Raw genomic sequence first — 18,155 nt, forward strand, 5'->3', positions numbered from 1 at the left:
CATGCTTACAACCGCCGATCTCTGGTTTCGCTATCAGGAGGCGCAGGTGCTCAAAGGGCTGACGCTGGATTTTTCGACCCATCCCGTCACCGGGCTGGTCGGAGCTAACGGCTGCGGAAAGTCGACGTTATTTATGAATCTGAGCGGCCTGCTGAAGCCGCAGCAGGGTGCGGTGCTGTGGCAGGGGAAACCGCTGGACTACAGCAAGCGCGGCCTGCTGGCGCTCCGTCAGCAGGTGGCAACGGTGTTTCAGGATCCCGATCAGCAGATCTTTTATACCGATATTGATAGCGACATCGCCTTCAGCCTGCGCAATCTGGGCGTGGCGGAACCGGAGATTGCACGGCGCGTCGACGATGCGCTGACGCTGGTTGACGCGCAGCGTTTTCGCCAGCAGCCGATCCAGTGCCTGAGCCACGGGCAAAAGAAGCGCGTCGCCATTGCCGGGGCGCTGGTGCTGGGCGCCCGCTATCTTCTGCTGGACGAGCCCACGGCCGGGCTTGATCCTTCAGGACGCACGCAGATGATCGAGATTATCAGGCGCATTGTGGCGCAGGGGAACCACGTGGTGATCTCCAGTCATGATATTGACCTGATTTACGAAGTGAGCGATGCCGTTTACGTGCTGCGTCAGGGAGAAGTGCTGGCGCACGGCGCGCCGGGTGAGGTCTTTGCCCGCGGCGAACTGATTGAACGGGCCGGATTAACGCAGCCCTGGCTCGTCAAGCTGCATGCGCAGCTTGGCCTGCCGTTATGTAAAACCGAAGATGAATTTTTCAGCCGTATGCGACAAAAAAACGTAATGAAGGAGGCCTCATGACGCAGGCAATTATGTTGCAGGGCACCGCTTCTGACGTGGGTAAAAGCGTCCTGGTGGCGGGGCTGTGCCGGATTTTTTATCAGGATGGCCTGCGTACCGCACCGTTTAAGTCGCAGAATATGGCGCTCAACTCTGGTATTACGCCGGAGGGAAAAGAGATGGGCCGCGCGCAGATATTTCAGGCTCAGGCGGCGGGGATAACGCCGGACGTACGGATGAATCCGGTGCTGTTAAAGCCGACCAGCGATCGTAAAGCGCAGGTGGTGCTGATGGGGCAGGTGGCAACCGATATGGACGCGGTCAGCTACCACGAGTACAAACCGCGCCTGCGGGAGCAGATCCGCGACGTCTATAACAGCCTGGCCGGAGAGTATGACGTGGTGGTGCTGGAAGGCGCGGGCAGCCCGGCGGAGATTAACCTGCGCGATCGCGATATCGTCAACATGGGGATGGCCGAAATGGCGCAGTGCCCGGTGATCCTCGTGGCGGACATTGACAGAGGCGGCGTGTTTGCCGCCATCTACGGCACGCTGGCGCTTTTGCACGATCGCGAGCGGGCGCGGGTGAAAGGGGTCATCATCAATAAATTTCGTGGCGATGTTGCGCTGCTTTACTCGGGTATTGAGCAGATAGAAAACCTGACCGGCGTGCCGGTGCTGGGCGTGATGCCATGGCTGGATGTGGATCTGGAAGATGAAGACGGCGTGGCGCTGCAAAAGGGAAAATACCTGCGAACCGCCCAGCGCGATATCGACATTGCCGTGGTGCAGGTGCCGCATATCTCCAACTTCACCGATTTTAACGCCCTGGCGGCGCAGCCCGATGTTCGCGTGCGCTATGTCCGTTATCCCCAGGAGCTGGCGGGGGCCGATCTCGTGATTCTCCCCGGCAGTAAAAATACGCTGGGCGATCTGACCTGGCTGCGGGAAAGCGGCATGGCGCACGCGGTGCTCCAGTCCCACCAGCAGAACGTGCCCGTCATGGGCATTTGCGGCGGCTACCAGATGCTTGGCGACACCATCATTGATGAGGTGGAGTCGGGGCTGGGAACCCAGCCGGGGCTGGGTCTGCTCCATACCGTGACCCGCTTCGCGCAGCGAAAAACCACGACGCAGGTCTCGGCGCAGATGGCGTCGGCGCTCCCGGCGTGGCTTAAGTCGGCAGCGGGCATTAAGGTGCAGGGCTACGAGATCCATATGGGAGAGACCCAACTGACATCCGACGGTAGCCCGGCGCTGTTTCTGGAAAAAGAGGGCGAGCGCATCGCGGACGGTGCCATCAGCGCTGACGGGCAGGTGATAGGGACCTATCTCCACGGGCTATTCGATAATGATGCCTTCACGCGCGCGATGGTGGACGGCTTGCGCCAGCGCAAAGGACTGGCGCCCTTAGACGTTGCGGTAGATTACGCCGCCTGGAAAGCGCAACAGTTTGATATCCTGGCGAGCGCGATGAGAGAACATATTGATATTAAAAAGATCTATCAAATAATGCGGGAGCATCAGGAGGAAGGCGCATGATTTTGGTCACCGGAGGCGCGCGCAGCGGGAAAAGTGCGCACGTCGAACAGCTGGCGGCGCAGCAGTGCGAGCGCGTGCTGTATATCGCGACGTCGGTGATTACCGATGAAGAGATGGCGCTGCGCGTTGACAAGCACCGCGCCCAGCGTCCTGCGCACTGGCGAACCTGGGAAGGGTATCGCGATCTGGGCGACGTGATTCGCCACCAGGTGCAGCCTGGCGAAGGTGTGGTTCTGGAATGCGTCACCACCCTGCTGTCAAACCTGCTCTATGACGCCAGCGGCGGCGCGTCGCCGGAGACCCTCGATTTTTCCGCGCTTGAGGCGGCGCTGCAACAGCAGGTGGACGACCTGATTGCGGCCTGCCAGCAGTCGGCGGCGCCGGTTTATATTGTGACCAATGAGCTGGGGATGAGCATCACGCCAGAGAATCGGCTGGCGCGTCATTTTGTTGATATTGCCGGGCGCGCGAACCAAAGGCTGGCGCAGGCGGCGCAGGAAGTGTGGCTGGTTGTCTCGGGAATTGGAGTAAAGATTAAATGCCGTTAAAAATGTTGTGGGCGACGCTGGGATTCATTACCCGCATTCCGGTGCCGCAAAAGTGGAGCGACGGCGTTGAATTTTCGCAGTATGGCCGTGGCGTCCCCTGGTTCCCGGTAGTGGGTCTGATCGTTGGCGTGCTGGCTGCCCTGGGCTATCTGGCGGTGAGCCAGACCGGCGGGGGGATCTATATCGGCGCGGTCGCCTGGGTTCTGGCGCTGGTGCTGCTGACCGGCGGGTTTCATCTGGACGGTCTGGCGGACACCTGCGATGGCGTCTTTTCTGCCCGCACCCGCGAACGGATGCTGGAGATTATGCGCGATAGCCGGTTGGGGACCTACGGCGGTCTGGCCATCGTATTCTGCATCCTTATCAAAGTCGCTGCGGTAATTTCCCTGGCCCACCTTCCGGTTAATACCCTGTTTGCGCTGCTGGTCTGCGCGCCGATCGTCGGGCGAACGGCAATGGTGTTGGCCATGTACCGGCAGCGCTATGCGCGAGAAGGGGCTGGAATGGCAAACGCCTATCTCGGCCATATCAGCGGCAAAGAGACGGTCATCACCCTCTGCATCGGCGTGGCGCTCGTGGGGCTATTGGCCGGGGCGCACGGGCTTATCGCCAGCGTCATCACCTGGATTGTCGTCAACGCGGTAAAGACCTTTTTAAGCCGCCGACTGAACGGGCTGACGGGGGATACCCTGGGCGCGATGGAGGAGATCGGTGAAATGGTCTTCCTGCTGTCGCTACTGTGGGTCTGATGTATGCGTCTTTTTCTGGTTCGTCACGGTCAAACAGCCGCTAACATCAGCGGCGTATTTTACGGGAGTACCGATCTGGCGCTCTCGCCGCAGGGCATTGCCCAAAGCCAGCGTGTTGCCGGGTACCTGTCCGGGGTCGCGTTCGGGCACGTGCGCGTCAGCGCGCTGCAGCGTTCGCAGCAAACGGCGCGGCTTATCGTGCCGACAGCCCATGATGTCCACGTCGATGCGCGGCTTAACGAGCTGGATTTTGGCGAATGGGAAATGCGTCACTTCAGCGACATCGAAAAAGAAAGTCCCGCGTCGTGGCAGCGCTGGATGGATGACTGGCAAAACGCAACGCCAGACGGCGGCGAAGCCTTCCCGCATTTCGCCGCGCGCGTCAGGGCGGCGGCGGATGAGATGAGTCAGCTGCAGCAGCGCGAAGACATGCTCATTGTGGCGCATCAGGGCGTGTTGAGCCTGCTGCTGGCAACCTGGTTAGGGATGCCCGTGGCGGCGATGTGGCATTTCCCGTTCAGTCACGATGCCTACACGGTCGTTGAAAATCGGGGCGGGCATTGGGTGTTACGGGTATTTAATGGCGGAAGCGTTTGGCAAACAGAAGAGTGAGGGTGATGAGGATGGGGACAGTGAAGGCGCTGGCGGCGGCCATCAGACCGCTTGATAAACAGAAGATTCAGGCGGCCTCAAGGCATGTTGATGGCTTAATAAAGCCGACAAACAGCCTGGGTCGGCTGGAAAGTCTGGCAATACAGCTTTCGGGAATGTGGGGCATCGACAGGCTCGATAATCTGCAAAAAGAGATTATCGTCATGTGCGCCGACCATGGCGTGTTTGATGAAGGCGTGGCCGTGACGCCGAAAGTGGTGACCTGGCTTCAGGCCGTCAATATGCAAAAGGGGTTGACCGGAGTGTGCGTGCTGGCCCGCAATAGCCAGACGTCGGTACTGCCCGTTGACATCGGTATTGACGGCGAGCCTATCGACAATATGCTCAGCCTTAAACTCTCGCGCGGCTGCGGGAATATCGCTCAGGGACCGGCGATGAGCCGTCAGGATGCCGAGCACCTGCTGCTGGCGAGTGCCAGCCTCGTTAAAAAACGCGCGCAGGAGGGGATCTCCGTCTTTGGCGTAGGCGAGCTGGGTATTGCCAATACGACGCCGGCCTCGGCAATCATCAGCGTGCTGACCGACAGCGATCCGCATGATGTGGTGGGGATTGGGGCCAATTTGCCGCAGGACCGGGTGCAGCATAAGGAAACCATAGTCCGGCAGGCGATACGCATAAACCAGCCGGATGCGCGCGATGCGGTTGATGTGCTGGCCAAAGTCGGCGGCTATGACCTGGTGGGCATGACCGGGGTGATATTGGGCGCTGGCGCATGCGGACTGCCCGTGGTGTTAGACGGTTTTCTCTCGTATGCCGCCGCCATTGCCGCCTGTCAGATTGCGCCAGAAGTGAAGAACTACTGTATTCCCTCTCATTTTTCCGCCGAAAAGGGGGCCAGGCGCGCGCTGGAGCACCTTGGGCTGGCGCCGTTTATCCATCTTGACATGCGTCTTGGCGAAGGGAGCGGTGCCGCGCTGGCAATGTCTATCGTCAGCGCGGCCTGCGCAATGTACTGCGAGATGGGGCAACTGGCGCAAAGCGGCATTGAGTTGCCCGTTCCGGCATGACGGAAAGGCAAAAACCCCAGCCAGGCTGGACGCCGGAAAGCGTCCAGCTTTGGGCCAGCGGTCAATCCCCCCTTAACAGGGCATTCTGGTGCAGCGGATACTGCGCCGATACTGCAGCGGCGTCTGACGCATCATCTTTTTAAAGCAGGTAATGAAATAGGTCACCTCGCTAAACCCGACTGCCAGCGCAATAGCGTCAATTGGCTCATCGCTGTACCGCAACAGCTCGCAACTGCTTTTTATCCGCCGGGTCAGCAAATATTCGTGGATGGTACCGCCGGTCTGCTGGCGGAAAATGCGTGAGGTATAGCTGCGCGAAAGCCCCAGGTCGTGGGCTAGCTGGTCGAGCGAAAACTTGCTGGCATAGTGGGCTTCGACCCAGCTCATAATCCGCGAGGCGACGGTCTGCTGGCGCGGCGGGTAGGGCTGCGGCTGCTCGGGCAGAAACGTCATGAGCTGCATCATCAGAAAGGCCACCTCGCAGGCCTCGGTCTGCTCGCTGCCCTCCAGGCGCTGAAACTGTTCAAGGATCCTTTCGATAAACGCCGCATGCTGGCTGAGATCGTAGATTTGCGCTGGCAGATTGCTGGCGGCCAGCGCGGCGAACCGGGCCTGATGGCGCGGGAAGGCGCCGAGCGCACTTTCGACCACCGATTGCTCAATGTGCATGGTGGTGCGGTGATAGGGATTCTTATCGCTATGATCGACCTGCACTTTGTGCAAACGGAAGGGCGGGAAGATAAATAATCGCCCCGGACGGGCGGTGTAGTGCTGATTATCCACCACCACGATGCCGTAGCCGCTGGATATATAGAGCAATTCAACGCATTGATGCCAGTGGTAGTAAATCGCGCTGGTGGTGGACATGCGGTTAAAAGAAATGGCCTGCCGATCGAGCGTAATCCGTTCCAGCAGCTGCGTTTCACCCATATTACCTCCAGGACAACAGATTTAAATTTTTAGGCCATCATTTGTAATTTATCCCCCTCGCGTTCGACAAAATCCAGAAAAAATGAAATGGCGGTTTAATTTTGTGAGTCTGCTCACTCAGCGCCGGGAATAAAAGCAGTTACTCTTCATTCAGACGTCGCACTCGTGGCTTTAAAAAGCCTAATAACAATAACTTATCTCTACCCTCGTGTAATGCGGGAGGACCCTGTGCAACCTGAAAATATTCATCTGGATAATCCACTGACAAGCCGGGAAGAGGTGTTACGGCTGGTTAACGACATGCTGAACGCGGTGTCGCCCTGGTTTAAAAAAGACGCCAGCCGCATTGATTTAGCGAACTTTACCGCTCACTACGGCCAGCAGGTGGCGAGCATGGAAACGTTTTCCCGCCTGCTGTGGGGCGTGACGCCGCTGTTAGCTGGCGGCAGCGAGCCGCAGCACTACTCATTCTATTTACAGGCGATAAAAAACGGCACCGATCCGCAGCATGCCGATTACTGGGGCGACGTCGGGCCTTACGATCAGCGAATCGTCGAGATGGCGGCCTACGGGCTGCTGCTGGCGCTGGCGGGTGAAACCGTACTGGCACACTTCACTGAGACGGAGAAAGAGAATTTATGGCGCTGGCTAAAGCAGTGCGAGACCCAGGAAATCCCCGATAACAACTGGCACTTCTTCCCGATTCTGGTGCAGGTCGGTTTCCATTATTGCGGCATGCCGACCAACCCGCAGGCGCTGGAAGATCATTTTGCTGCCATGGAGCACTACTACCTCGGCGATGGCTGGTACGCCGATGGTCCGGGACGGCCGCGCGACTATTACATCTCGATGGGCTTCCACTTCTATGGCCTGATTTACGCGAAGCTCATGGCTGGGGTCGATCCACAGCGTTGCGCTACGCTGCGTCAGCGGGCCGCACGTTTCTCCTCTGACTTCATCCATTTCTTTGCCGAAGACGGCGCGGCGATCCCGTTTGGCCGTAGCCTGACCTACCGCTTTGCCGAGGCGGCGTTCTGGAGTGCGGCGGCCTTCGCCGGGCTGGAGGTCTTTTCGCCCGGCGTGATGAAGGGCATCGTTCTGCGTCATCTGCGCTGGTGGCTAAAGCAGCCGATATTCGACCGCGACGGCGTGCTGAGCGTCGGTTACAGCTACCCGAATCTGGCGATGGCGGAAGACTACAACGCGCCGGGGTCGCCGTACTGGGGCCTGAAGACCCTGCTGGTGCTGGCATTAGATGAGGGCGATGCTTTCTGGCAGGCGGCCGAGCTGCCGCTGCCGCCGTTGCCCGTGCAGCACACGATAGCCCACGCGGATCAGGTGGTGGTGCATCAGGCCGATCACCTGTGGATGCTGACGTCCGGCCAGCTGGAGCTGAACAACTTCGTGAATACCGAAGCGAAATACTGCAAATTTGCCTATTCCACCCGCTTTGGCTTCACCATCGAACGCGGGCGCTACGGACTGAACCATGCCTCGCCCGATTCGATGCTGCTGCTGGCCGAAAAGGATAACTACTGGCGTGGCCGCCGCGAATGCCAGCACGTGGTCACCGCTGACGGCACCATTTACAGCCGCTGGCTGCCGTGGCGCGACGTGGAGATTGAGAGCTGGCTGCTGGCACTGGGCGACTGGCAGCTACGCGTCCATCGTATCGATACCCGGCGCGCGCTGGACTGCGCGGAGGGGGGCTTTAGCCTGGCGAACCGCCCGCAGCCGCAGGTACACGAGAGTGACGGTGCCTGCTGGTTACGCAGTGCCCGGGATGTCTCAGCCATTTTCTGTCTACACCCGCACGCCCGCCGCGGCGAGGCGGTGGTGACGCCGCCAAACAGTAATCTGCTGTTCGCCGAGCGCGCGGCGGTGCCGGTGCTGCGCGGCGAGCTCGACCCCGGTAAGCATGTGTTAATCAGCGCGGTGTGGGCAGGAAATGCCGCCGACTTCGATCCGCAACGCTGCCCGCAGGCCTTCATTAGCGATGACGCGGTACGCTTCGTGACGGCACGACAAGAAACGACGCTCGTTCTGGCTCCGGAGGCATTGCTATGAGCACATCATCGTCCGTACGCGCCGCACAGTACAAAATGAGTACCTTTATTTTTCTTTACTTCTTCACCTGGTCATCCAGCTTTGGCCTGTACGCCCTATGGCTGAGCCAGAAAGTGGGCCTCGATAGCGTCACCATCGGCAGCGTGTTCGCCATCAACGGTGTCTTCGCGGTGGTTCTGAAACCAGTGTACGGCTACATCATGGACAAAATAGGTATGAGCAAATGGCTGCTCTATTTTGTCTGCGCCATTTCCGCGCTGATGGCGCCATTCTTCGCGCTGGTGTACCAGCCGCTGCTGCAAAGCCATGCGATGGCGGGGATTATCATCGGCGCGCTGTATCTGAGCCTGGGCTGGTACGCCGGCGTGGCGGCGTCTGAATCTTACGCCGACCGCTTTAGCCGCCTGTACGGGCTGGAGTTTGGCCGCATCAGAATGTGGGGTTCACTGGGCTGGGCGATGGCGGCGTCGGTCTCCGGGCTGTTGTTTAACGTCACCCCGCTGGCCAACTTTCTGCTTAGCAGCGGGACCTCGGTACTGATGCTGCTGGTGCTGATTAGCCTCAAAATCGGCGACGAGCAGCTGCGCAATAACAGCGTTATTTCCGCAAATAAGATCGTCTTCGCCGACGTGCTGATGCTCCTGAAAAACCGCAAATTCTGGATGTTCAGCCTCTACGTCGCCGGGGTGGCGTGGATGATGTTTATCGCCGAACAGCAGTTCCCGCGCTACTTCGTGTCGTTCTTCGCCACCAAAGAGCAGGGGAATGCCTGGTACGGCTACCTGAGTACCGTCCAGTCGGGGATGGAATTCGTGATGATGATGTTTATCCCGTGGCTGGTGAATCACTACGGCGCCAAGCGCGGCCTGCTGTTCTGCGGCTGTGTGGTCGGAGCGCGGCTGATCGCCTCCGGGCTGACCAGCGACCCGATTGTTATCTCCATCATCAAACCGTTTTATGGCGTCGAGATCGCGCTGCTGCTCATCTCGGTCTTCAAATACATCGCGGAGCATTTCCATCGTCGGGTTAACGCCACGATGTACCTGCTGGGCTACCAGGCGATGATTTACGTGGGTTCGATTGTGGTCGCCCCACCTGCCGGCTATCTGTACGACAGGATTGGCTTTGAGCATACCTATCTGCTGATGGGCTGCTGCGCCCTGGTATTTACGCTGATTTCCGCCTTTACGCTGTCGCGCTGCCAGTCGACGCGCGATGACTCACGATCCTTTGCTCCGGCTTTAGATACCGCCCCGGTTGAACCGGCCAAACATTAATTCAGGAGTTGTTATGACCAAATCTGTTATCACCGAAGCGCTGCGGCCAATCGAACTGCATCAGGTCGATCGCCTGGCACTGAGCCAGAAGCTGGAGGCGGCGTTAGCCCGCGTCACGCGCAAGCTCGACAAAAATATTGTCGCCTTCGGCGATAAGTTCCCCGGTGAGGCCTGTGAGAAGGGGGTCTGGCCGCGCACCGATAACGTGGAATGGACCACCAGCTTTTGGCCTGGCCAGCTGTGGCTGGCGTGGGAGATGACCGGCAAAGCGCATTATCGCGAAGCCGCAGAGCGCTATTTACCGTCGTTCGCCCGGCGTATTGAGCAGCGCATCGACACCGCAACGCACGATCTCGGGTTCCTCTATTCGCTCTCCTGCATCAGCGCCTGGCGCCTCACCGGCAACGAAGCCGCTCGTCAGTCGGCGCTGCTGGCTGCCGATCGCCTGATGGAGCGCTTTAATCCGACGGCCAACATTATTCAGGCGTGGGGTGATTTAAACGACCCGGAGCAGCAGGGAAGAATGATCATCGACTGCAATATGAACCTGCCGCTGCTGTACTGGGCCAGCGAACAGACTGGGGATCCGCGCTATGCGCAGGCGGCGACGGCGCACGCAGGACAGGCCGCGGCCTATATCGTGCGTGAAGATGCCTCGACGTATCACACCTACTATATGGATGTGCAGACGGGCGAGCCGCGCTTTGGCAACACCCATCAGGGCTACAGCGATACCTCGTGCTGGTCGCGCGGCCAGGCATGGGGCATTTACGGTTTTCTGCTCAGCTATCAGCACACCGGCGATAAGCAGATGGTTGAGCTGTCGCGCAGCCTGGCGCATTACTTCCTCAACCGTCTGCCGGAAGATGATGTTTGCCACTGGGATCTGGCGCTGCTCGGTACCGACGCCGTGCGCGACAGTTCAGCGGCGGCGATTGCCGCCTGTGGCCTGCTGGAGCTGGTTAAGGCGCTGCCGACGCTCGACGCAAACCGTGCATATTATGAAGAGATGGCGCTGCGTATCGCGCTGTCGCTGACCGATAACTACCTTGCTCATGACGACGATCCGACTGAAGGGCTACTGCAGCACTCGGTTTATCATATGGGCAGCGGTAAGGGGGTCGATCAGTGCTGTAGCTGGGGGGACTATTTCTATCTTGAGCTGCTGGCGCGGCTGCGACAGATTTGGCACCCGTACTGGTAATCCTTAAGCGCTTGTGCGTTTCGCCCGGCGGCGCTACGCTTGCACGGGCCTACAATGAATAGTGCAATATATTGATATTGTTACGGATTGTAGGCCGGGTAAGCGCAGCGCCACCCGGCAAGAAAGCGTGTGCAGACGGTTTACAGCCCAATCACCAGCTCCCCGGAATGGCTCCGCGAACAGCACAGCGCCACCTGCTGGTCCGTTGCGCTTTTTTCCGCCTCCGACTGCACGCTATCCCGGTGATCCACTACGCCGTCAATCACCGGCGTCAGGCAGGCGCCGCAGATCCCCATTTCGCAGGAAAGCGGGACCGCCACGCCATTTTCCTGCAGCACCTGGGCGATGGTTTTGTCCGCAGGCACCGGCCAGCGCTCCCCGGTGGAGGCCAGCTTGACCGTAAAGATCTCGCCCGCGACGTCGCCTGTGGCAGGGGACGCGGGCTGAAACGCCTCGCTGTGAAGATGGGCGTCATCCCATCCCTTCGCCGTGGCGACCTCACGCACTTTTTCCATGAACCCCGCAGGTCCGCAGACCCAGGCTCGCAAACCCGCTTCAGGCATGGGGAGATGCTCTGCCAGCGCTGTGCGCGGGCTGATAGTATGAATGATGCACTCACCGCACTGCGAAAGTTCGCGCGCAAACGCCGCGCTTTCGCGCTTCCTGACGTAATAGTGCAGCGAAAACGACGTGCCGGCGGCCTTCAGCTGCAGGGCCATCGCATACAGCGGCGTAATGCCAATCCCCGCCGCCAGCAATAAAACCCGTTCTGCCTGAACCAGCGGAAACAGATTGCGTGGGGCTGAAATTAGCAGCTTCTGCCCCGGACGCAGCGTCTCGTGAACGTAGCGCGATCCGCCGCGCGAGGCGGTTTCCCGCCCCACGCAGATCAGATAGCCCTCTTCCTCACAGGCCCCGGTCAGGGAATACTGGCGCACCACGCCGCAGGGCAGGTGGACATCAATGTGCGCGCCGGGCTGCCACGGCGGCAGCGCTTCGCCGTCTTCAGCCACCAGCCTGACGGCGAGGCTTTTGTCGCCCTCACGCCACAGCCCGTCAACAATTACGCTCAGCATAGCGGCCTCCGTCATACCAGGAAAAACTCGCCAAAGCCCATCTTCTTCAGTCCCCGACGGTAGGCAATCGAGCTTTTATCTGCGGGGATATGCGCTTCCAGGGTCAGGTCCAGCGGCAGGCTTTCCGGGCGCTGGGTTTCCACCATCAGACGGTCCTCTTCAAAAATCCGCAGATTGAAGGCATGCACGTCCTCCACCGGAATATGCAGGTCAAAATTGCGGGCGATAGGGGCGAACATGCGGGTCACGCGCGACGACACGGGCGACGCGGCGTTCATAATGACCAGTCTCGATTCACCCGGAAAATGAATCGTCAGGGTGGCGGTGAACGGCAGGTGCATCTCAAAATGGCGCAACCACTGGAACCCTTCCGGAGCCTGCACGGGGGAACTGGCGGGATAGTTGCTCACGGAGCTCCAGTAATCCGCCACGAAGCCAAACGGCGTCTCCTGCGGCTGATAGTGGGGCACCAGCGGGTTATTGGGGTCCGCAAAGGTATCGGTGTGGATCCAGGCAAAGTGCGCCACGTCCAGAAACCCCTCTACCTGACGTCCGGCAAAGCCGTTGACCTCAAACGCCGGGCAGTTAATCTGCTGAAATCCGGCGTCATCCCAGTGCGGCATGGCGGGCAGCGGCGCAGGGTTATCCGGATCAAAGGCCAGGCAGGTCCAGATCAGGCCGAAGCGCTCCTCCACGGCGTAGTTAATCAGGTTCAGCTTTGCCGGAACGGGCTGGTCGGGGCTGGAGGGAATACGGTTGCAGCGCCCGTCCTCTCCAAAGCGTAAGCCGTGATAGGGGCAGATAATCCCGTGCTCGTCGTGAAAGCCGAGCGTCAGCGGCACGCCGCGGTGCGGACAGACGTCACGGGCGACCACGACCTGGTCGTTAATCCGGTAAATCACCAGCTGTTCATCCAGTAGCGTCGCTTTGACCGGCGCCGGGCCGACGTCGCAGGCGCGCGCGACCGGATGCCAGCATTTCGCCAGACGCAGCCAGTCCTCTGGCTCAAACGTGCAGTGGGCGGGTGGAGTCGGTTCTCTTTTCATCATTATCCCTCTTACGTTCAGCCTAACGGGCCGCCCTGAATGGTCTCGCACAGACCGTTGATGATGCGCTCTCCGGTCTCCTCTCGAAGCTCCTGATACCAGGCCTGCGTCAACGCCATGTCTTTGCCGTGGGTGACGTCGCAGCGCTTACGCGCCTTCAGCACCAGGTCGCGCACCCGGTCGCAGCGCAGCGCCTCGTACTGCCGCAGCGCCAGCGTGATGCTGTGGTTTTCACGCAGGCATTCCCCCAGCACTACCGCATCTTCCATGGCCGCACAGCCGCCCTGGCCGATATCCGGCGTGGTGCTGTGAGCGGCATCGCCGAGCAGCGCGACGTTGCCGCGCACCAGGCTGTCGAACGGCTCAATGTCGTGGATCTCAATGCGATTGGTGGTGTCAGGATCCAGCGCCGCGATAAGCGTCTGCACAGGCGGCGCCCAGCCGCGGAAGTAGCCCGTGAGATCGGCGCGCAGGGTGGTGCGATCCTCCGCCAGGCCCGCAGGGAGCGGCACGTCAAAAAAGAAGTAGAAGCGTCCGCCGGAGACGGGCATCAGCGACACGCGCTTGCCTTCGCCAACGAAGGTGGTCCACTGGTGCGCCGGGGCGATCTCCTCGTCAATCTTCACCAGCCCGTTCCAGTTCACGTAGCCGGCGTAGCGGCGCTCCGGGGTGTATCCCAGCACATACGGGCGAACCGCCGAGTGGCTGCCGTCGGCGGCAATCAGGAAATCGCCGGATGCCGTGGTGCCGTCGGTGAAGGTCACGCTCACGCCCGAATCGTCTTCATTTACGCGTTCGACGCGCTTGCCGAACTGCACTTTGTCGCGCCCCCAGAAGTCCAGCATTTCGCGCTGAAGCTCAGCGCGCGAGACGGGGCAGGGACGCCCGCCGGTACGCTCAACCAGCGGAGTAAGGCTAAAGCGGGTCAGGGTATCGCCGCGCCGGTAATCCTTATAGGCCATAAAACGCATCGGCCCGCCCCAGGTCTCGATGATGTCGCCCATGCCGAGGTGCTGCATGCATTTCACGCCGTTAGGCCAGATGGAGATGGCCGCCCCGACGGGCCTGATCTCCTTTACGGCTTCAAATACGGTACAGTCGATGCCCGCTTTTTTCAGCGCGACGGCGGCGCTCAGGCCGCCAATACCCGCGCCAATAACGATTGCTCTCATGCTTCTCTCCTTTTGCAGGGTGTAAAGACGTTCAGCAATTTGCGTACCAGGCTGCAGAGTGGCGAAAACGGCGTTGTGAGTGAGAGGTTTGCACTGCTAAGGTGCGCAAACGCGGTGAGCGTGCCTTTTTTTGAATCAAAAATTTCCTGGTCAGCCATCCGGAATCGACTGTTTCACATCTGCCTCAAGAGTGGCGTGGTTTGTGCAATAACCTAAAGGAGGATAATCAAGGAGAACCTATGATCGCACTGCACGACTTCAATCAGCTTCCTGAGAAAGACGCTCTTACGCTGCTTCAGCCCTGCGTGGCGATACCCGGCTGGGCCGACGCGTTGGTTGACGGGCGGCCTTATTCGAGCCGGGAAGCCTTGTTCATTGCGGCGCAGGCCCTGGCGCAACGCTGGGACGAAGCGGCATTAACGCAAGCATTGAGCGCCCATCCGCGCATCGGGGAAAAGCCCGCGGGCGCGCAGGCGGAGGCGGCGCTGTCGCGCCAGGAACAGGGCGCGGTGAACGATCGCGATGCCGCCCTTGCGCAGGCGCTGCGTGAAGGCAATGCCCGCTACGAGGCCCGCTTTGGGCGCGTCTTTCTGATCCGCGCGAAGGGCCGCAGCGGCGAGGAGATATTACAGGCCCTGCACGCGCGGCTGGAGAACAGCGACGCGCAGGAAATCCGTGCCGCGCTGGAACAGCTGCGGGAAATTACGCTGCTACGGCTGGAAGGAGTCATTAGCGAATGAGCACACTCAGCACCCATATTCTTGATATTTCGGCGGGCAAACCCGCAGAGGGCGTAACGGTTCATCTGCAACAGGGCGGGAAGACGCTGGCCACGGGGGTGACCAACGCCCAGGGGCGCATCGCCGCGTTCGTTCCCTCTCTGCCCGCGGGCCGCTATCGGCTGGTGGCGGAGATCGGCGCGTGGTTTCGCGAAACCGGTCGCGACACGCTCTACCCCTGTGCGCAAATTGATTTTGTGACGGGAGAAACGGCAGACGAGCATTTCCATCTGCCGTTTGTGATTGCGCCCGGCGGGTGGTCAACCTACCGGGGCAGTTGACCACACCCGCTCGCCGTTGACCCAGGTCTCACTGATGTTGCGCTCGTCGCCCAGGGTCATCAGCACAAAGAGCTGCTCGTAGATATCCTGGCAGCGGCGATTGCGCAGGCGCTGCAGCGGCGTTACGTCGGGGTCGATAACCACGAAATCCGCCTCTTTGCCGGGCGCGAAGTTGCCAATCTTATCGTCCAGCCGGAGGGCGTGCGCGCCGCCCAGCGTGGCGTGATAAAACGCCTCGCTGGCGCGCAGGCGGTAGCTCTGAAGCTGGCCCACCTTGTAGGCTTCCCCCAGCGTGCGCAGCATGCTGAAGGTCGTGCCCGCCCCGACGTCGGTGCCGATGCCCATCCGCACCCTGTGCTGCCAGCAGGCGGGCAGGCGAAACAGCCCGCTGCCGAGAAACAGGTTCGAGGTGGGGCAAAACGCCACCGCCGAGCCGGTGTCATGCAGACACTGCCACTCGCTGTGGTGCAGATGGATCGCGTGGGCAAACACGCTGCGCTCGCCGGTCAGGCCGTAGTGGTGATACACGTCCAGATAGCGTTCATGCTCCGGCCAGAGATCGCTCACCCAGGCCACTTCGTTGGGGTTCTCGCTCAGGTGGGTCTGCAGCCAGGTGTCCGGGAATTCCTCTCTGAGCAGGCTGACCGCCGCAAGCAGCTCGGGTGATGACGTCGGCGCAAAGCGCGGCGTAATCGCATAGCCCAGCCGTCCACGGTGATGCCAGCGCTGGATCAGCGCCCGGGTCTGCCGGTAGCTCTGCTTCGCGTCTTCGCTCAGGTAGTCCGGCGCGTGCCTGTCCATCATCACCTTTCCGGCGATAAGGCGCATGTTCAGGCGCAGGGCCTCCGTAAACAGTGCCTCGACCGATTCCGGATGCAGCGTGCAAAACACCAGCGCGGTGGTGGTGCCGTTGCTCACCAACTGGTTTATGAAAAATTCGGCGATCTCTTTCGCGTAGGCCTCATCGGCGAACTGACTCTCCACCGGGAAGGTGTAGGTGGTCAGCCACTCCAGCAGCTGTTCGCCAAAGGCGCCAATCATCTCCGTTTGCGGATAATGGACATGGGTGTCGACAAAACCGGGTAGCAGCAGCTTGCCGCGCAGGTCGGTATAGCCTTTGTGCGGGTCAAGATACTGCTCGCCCTCCTGCCACGGCATCTGTGCCAGAATTTTTCCGTGCTGGATAAACAGCAGGCCGTCCTCAAGGTAGCGCGCGTGCTGGGCAATGGCGTCTGCGCTGTCGCAGACCCGGGCAATATCAAAAAATGCACCGCGTATCGCAGTCTGGTATTCCATCATGGTTCCTGCCTTCGTGTGTGCGTAGCGGGGGTGAGTAGGCTCAGCAAGAACGGTGCCAGAATGAACGGGCCGCAGATATGCTGCGGCCGAAGGGAAAGGTTACTCTTTTTGCGTCGCCACGCGGGAGCCAAACGACGTCGCGCCTGCCGTCTCGCGCTCTTCCCGCGCCAGCCAGCGGTAGGTCACGCCGCCGAGGAAGACGCCAATAAACCAGCTGAAGTTTGCCACCTCATGCAGGGCCGGGATAAAGCTAATGACCAGGCCCACGGCAACGGACGGGATCAGCGCCCCAATGGCTTTCGGGTTAAAGCCGTTGCGGTACCAGTATTTGCCCTTTGGCGTGTCGTCGAACAGATCGTCAACCGACACCTTGCCGCGTTTAATCAGGTAGAAATCGGCGATCAGGATGCCGAACAGCGGGCCGATAAACGCCCCGAGCACGTCCAGGGTGTAGTGGATAAGCTCCGGCGAGTTGAACAGGTTCCACGGGGTGAGCAGGATCGAGCCGACGGCGGCAATCATGCCTCCGGTGCGGAAGCTGATTTTCTGCGGCGAGCAGTTAGAGAAATCAAACGCCGGTGAGACGAAGTTCGCCACGATGTTGATCCCGATGGTGGCGGTGATCATCGTCAACAGGCCAATCGCCACGGCCAGATCGTTGCCCACGCGGCTGACGGTCTCAATCGGGTCGGTGATCATGCGGCCAAACAGCGACTGGGTGCCGGAGACAATCACCACGGTGACGATGGAGAACAGCAGGAAGTTAAACGGCAGCCCCCAGCGGTTGCCGCGTCGGATCTCGCCCATGCTTTTGCCGTAGCGGGAGAAATCGCCAAAGTTGAGCAGCGGGCCGGAGAAGTAGGAGACCACCAGCGCCGTGGCGGTGATCATCTGCCAGGTCTGCTCGCCCGCGCTCAGGGATTTGCTGGCGAGGGTGAAGGAGATCCCGTCAAAGCCGGTCTTGTATACAATCCAGCCGGCGAGGGCCAGCATCACCACATAGACCGCCGGACCGGCGATATCAATAAAGCGCTTGATGGCGCTCATGCCGTGCCAGAATACCATCGCCTGCAGGACCCACATAATGGCAAAGCAGATCCAGCCCAGATGCGACAGGCCCAGGAACGCGCCGGTGGTGAGCGAAGAGAGCGACGGCCAGAACTTCAGCGCCACCAGCATCAGCGCGTTGGCGGCGAGATAGGTCTGAATGCCGTACCACGCAAAGGCGATAAGCCCGCGGATCACCGCTGGAATATTGGCCCCGAAGACGCCAAACGCCTGACGGCTGATCACCGCGTAGGGCACGCCCGCCATCTGGCTCGGTTTGGCCACCAGGTTGGCGCACAGCTGCACGATGCAAATCCCCACCAGCAGGCAGAGCAGCACCTGCCAGCTTGCCAGCCCGAGCGTAAAGAAGCTCGCGGCGACAACATAACCCCCCATGCTGTGAACGTCCGACATCCAGAACGAAAAGATGTTGTACCAGCTCCAGTTCTGGTCACGCGTCGGTGCCAGATCCTCATTGCAAAGACGTGGGCTGTAAACCGCACCGGAATCAGCGGCCGTACCCTGCTGCGCGTTTTGACTGTTTGGCATGAAACCTGCTCCTGTGAATGAAAACCCGTTGAGTGGGAGTGCAGTCGGTGTTGCAGGATCCAGGCCAAAATAATAAATCTTGTATGCAATATTTTATTTTTATGTATACGAT

17 protein-coding genes are annotated in these 18,155 nt (G+C 60.2%); 11 read left to right on the forward strand and 6 right to left on the reverse strand.

Annotated features, from left to right (window positions below; all coding sequences use genetic code 11):
• Nucleotide 1 precedes the first annotated feature (1 nt).
• From GXP72_RS08080 to cobT, 6 genes are read left to right on the forward strand one after another with little or no spacing between them, the layout of a single operon-like run.
• Nucleotides 2-820 (forward strand): energy-coupling factor ABC transporter ATP-binding protein, encoded by an 819-nt coding sequence (locus GXP72_RS08080; protein ID WP_032649044.1) that lies wholly within the window; start codon nt 2-4, stop codon nt 818-820.
• Entirely contained in the window at nt 817-2,340 is a 1,524-nt protein-coding gene (locus tag GXP72_RS08085; RefSeq protein WP_208763722.1) for a cobyric acid synthase, read from the forward strand. Before GXP72_RS08080 ends, GXP72_RS08085 begins: the two co-directional genes overlap by 4 nt.
• Entirely contained in the window at nt 2,337-2,888 is a 552-nt protein-coding gene (cobU, locus tag GXP72_RS08090) for a bifunctional adenosylcobinamide kinase/adenosylcobinamide-phosphate guanylyltransferase (protein WP_208763723.1), read from the forward strand. Before GXP72_RS08085 ends, cobU begins: the two co-directional genes overlap by 4 nt.
• Complete coding sequence (gene cobS, locus GXP72_RS08095) at nt 2,879-3,637, forward strand: adenosylcobinamide-GDP ribazoletransferase (RefSeq protein ID WP_061715598.1); 759 nt, start codon at nt 2,879-2,881, stop codon at nt 3,635-3,637. The genes cobU and cobS overlap by 10 nt, the downstream gene beginning before the upstream one ends.
• A gap of 3 nt (nt 3,638-3,640) precedes the next feature.
• Complete coding sequence (gene cobC, locus GXP72_RS08100) at nt 3,641-4,249, forward strand: alpha-ribazole phosphatase (RefSeq protein WP_208763724.1); 609 nt, start codon at nt 3,641-3,643, stop codon at nt 4,247-4,249.
• A gap of 11 nt (nt 4,250-4,260) precedes the next feature.
• On the forward strand, nt 4,261-5,316 hold the full coding sequence (gene cobT, locus GXP72_RS08105; protein ID WP_048989896.1) for a nicotinate-nucleotide--dimethylbenzimidazole phosphoribosyltransferase: 1,056 nt from the start codon (nt 4,261-4,263) through the stop codon (nt 5,314-5,316).
• 72 nt (nt 5,317-5,388) lie between these two features.
• Here cobT and GXP72_RS08110 read toward each other — a convergent pair whose 3' ends face one another.
• The gene (locus tag GXP72_RS08110) at nt 5,389-6,246 is read right to left on the reverse strand and encodes an AraC family transcriptional regulator (protein ID WP_208763725.1); all 858 of its coding nucleotides are present in this window, start codon (nt 6,244-6,246) and stop codon (nt 5,389-5,391) included.
• A gap of 228 nt (nt 6,247-6,474) precedes the next feature.
• On the opposite strand from GXP72_RS08110, the gene GXP72_RS08115 reads away from it, so the two are divergent.
• Genes GXP72_RS08115 through GXP72_RS08125 form a run of 3 tightly spaced genes read left to right on the forward strand, consistent with a single transcriptional unit; the run spans nt 6,475 to nt 10,794 of the window.
• Nucleotides 6,475-8,313, forward strand: coding sequence for a DUF2264 domain-containing protein (locus GXP72_RS08115; protein WP_208763726.1), 1,839 nt, complete (start codon nt 6,475-6,477; stop codon nt 8,311-8,313).
• A complete protein-coding gene (locus tag GXP72_RS08120) occupies nt 8,310-9,590 on the forward strand; it encodes an oligosaccharide MFS transporter (RefSeq protein WP_090417435.1) in 1,281 nt (426 codons plus the stop codon). The genes GXP72_RS08115 and GXP72_RS08120 overlap by 4 nt, the downstream gene beginning before the upstream one ends.
• Before the next feature lie 13 nt (nt 9,591-9,603).
• The gene (locus tag GXP72_RS08125) at nt 9,604-10,794 is read left to right on the forward strand and encodes a glycoside hydrolase family 88 protein (RefSeq protein WP_090417433.1); all 1,191 of its coding nucleotides are present in this window, start codon (nt 9,604-9,606) and stop codon (nt 10,792-10,794) included.
• Nucleotides 10,795-10,934: 140 nt separating this feature from the next.
• Here the strand turns inward: GXP72_RS08125 and GXP72_RS08130 are convergent, their stop codons facing one another.
• Genes GXP72_RS08130 through hpxO form a run of 3 tightly spaced genes read right to left on the reverse strand, consistent with a single transcriptional unit; the run spans nt 10,935 to nt 14,088 of the window.
• The gene (locus GXP72_RS08130; protein ID WP_208763727.1) at nt 10,935-11,870 is read right to left on the reverse strand and encodes a PDR/VanB family oxidoreductase; all 936 of its coding nucleotides are present in this window, start codon (nt 11,868-11,870) and stop codon (nt 10,935-10,937) included.
• Nucleotides 11,871-11,881: 11 nt separating this feature from the next.
• Complete coding sequence (hpxD, locus tag GXP72_RS08135; protein ID WP_208763728.1) at nt 11,882-12,919, reverse strand: molybdenum cofactor-independent xanthine hydroxylase subunit HpxD; 1,038 nt, start codon at nt 12,917-12,919, stop codon at nt 11,882-11,884.
• Between the two features lie 14 nt (nt 12,920-12,933).
• The gene (hpxO, locus tag GXP72_RS08140; RefSeq protein WP_208763729.1) at nt 12,934-14,088 is read right to left on the reverse strand and encodes an FAD-dependent urate hydroxylase HpxO; all 1,155 of its coding nucleotides are present in this window, start codon (nt 14,086-14,088) and stop codon (nt 12,934-12,936) included.
• 239 nt (nt 14,089-14,327) lie between these two features.
• On the opposite strand from hpxO, the gene uraD reads away from it, so the two are divergent.
• Both uraD and uraH read left to right on the forward strand, forming a co-directional pair.
• Complete coding sequence (gene uraD / locus GXP72_RS08145) at nt 14,328-14,828, forward strand: 2-oxo-4-hydroxy-4-carboxy-5-ureidoimidazoline decarboxylase (RefSeq protein WP_208763730.1); 501 nt, start codon at nt 14,328-14,330, stop codon at nt 14,826-14,828.
• A complete protein-coding gene (gene uraH, locus GXP72_RS08150) occupies nt 14,825-15,148 on the forward strand; it encodes a hydroxyisourate hydrolase (RefSeq protein WP_157188898.1) in 324 nt (107 codons plus the stop codon). Before uraD ends, uraH begins: the two co-directional genes overlap by 4 nt.
• Here the strand turns inward: uraH and guaD are convergent.
• Both guaD and GXP72_RS08160 read right to left on the reverse strand, forming a co-directional pair.
• Nucleotides 15,128-16,447: a guanine deaminase gene (guaD, locus tag GXP72_RS08155; protein WP_208763731.1), complete on the reverse strand. Its 1,320-nt coding sequence runs from the start codon at nt 16,445-16,447 to the stop codon at nt 15,128-15,130. The two genes, uraH and guaD, sit on opposite strands and share 21 nt — an antisense overlap.
• 99 nt (nt 16,448-16,546) lie before the next feature.
• Nucleotides 16,547-18,043, reverse strand: a complete 1,497-nt coding sequence (locus GXP72_RS08160; protein WP_008499855.1) for an NCS1 family nucleobase:cation symporter-1 — start codon at nt 18,041-18,043, stop codon at nt 16,547-16,549.
• Nucleotides 18,044-18,155: the final 112 nt, after the last annotated feature.

This window comes from Enterobacter sp. SES19 (assembly GCF_011765665.1).
GTDB classification, from domain to species: Bacteria; Pseudomonadota; Gammaproteobacteria; order Enterobacterales; family Enterobacteriaceae; genus Enterobacter; species Enterobacter pseudoroggenkampii.

Bases quoted from the DNA above. Each gene is read 5' to 3' on its own strand.
- GXP72_RS08080 (WP_032649044.1), top strand. From the start codon at position 2: ATGCTTACAACCGCCGATCTCTGGTTTCGCTATCAGGAGGCGCAGGTG.
- GXP72_RS08085 (WP_208763722.1), top strand. From the start codon at position 817: ATGACGCAGGCAATTATGTTGCAGGGCACCGCTTCTGACGTGGGTAAA.
- cobU (WP_208763723.1), top strand. From the start codon at position 2,337: ATGATTTTGGTCACCGGAGGCGCGCGCAGCGGGAAAAGTGCGCACGTC.
- cobS (WP_061715598.1), top strand. From the start codon at position 2,879: ATGCCGTTAAAAATGTTGTGGGCGACGCTGGGATTCATTACCCGCATT.
- cobC (WP_208763724.1), top strand. From the start codon at position 3,641: ATGCGTCTTTTTCTGGTTCGTCACGGTCAAACAGCCGCTAACATCAGC.
- cobT (WP_048989896.1), top strand. From the start codon at position 4,261: ATGGGGACAGTGAAGGCGCTGGCGGCGGCCATCAGACCGCTTGATAAA.
- GXP72_RS08110 (WP_208763725.1), bottom strand. From the start codon at position 6,246: ATGGGTGAAACGCAGCTGCTGGAACGGATTACGCTCGATCGGCAGGCC.
- GXP72_RS08120 (WP_090417435.1), top strand. From the start codon at position 8,310: ATGAGCACATCATCGTCCGTACGCGCCGCACAGTACAAAATGAGTACC.
- GXP72_RS08125 (WP_090417433.1), top strand. From the start codon at position 9,604: ATGACCAAATCTGTTATCACCGAAGCGCTGCGGCCAATCGAACTGCAT.
- GXP72_RS08130 (WP_208763727.1), bottom strand. From the start codon at position 11,870: ATGCTGAGCGTAATTGTTGACGGGCTGTGGCGTGAGGGCGACAAAAGC.
- hpxD (WP_208763728.1), bottom strand. From the start codon at position 12,919: ATGATGAAAAGAGAACCGACTCCACCCGCCCACTGCACGTTTGAGCCA.
- hpxO (WP_208763729.1), bottom strand. From the start codon at position 14,088: ATGAGAGCAATCGTTATTGGCGCGGGTATTGGCGGCCTGAGCGCCGCC.
- uraD (WP_208763730.1), top strand. From the start codon at position 14,328: ATGATCGCACTGCACGACTTCAATCAGCTTCCTGAGAAAGACGCTCTT.
- uraH (WP_157188898.1), top strand. From the start codon at position 14,825: ATGAGCACACTCAGCACCCATATTCTTGATATTTCGGCGGGCAAACCC.
- guaD (WP_208763731.1), bottom strand. From the start codon at position 16,447: ATGATGGAATACCAGACTGCGATACGCGGTGCATTTTTTGATATTGCC.
- GXP72_RS08160 (WP_008499855.1), bottom strand. From the start codon at position 18,043: ATGCCAAACAGTCAAAACGCGCAGCAGGGTACGGCCGCTGATTCCGGT.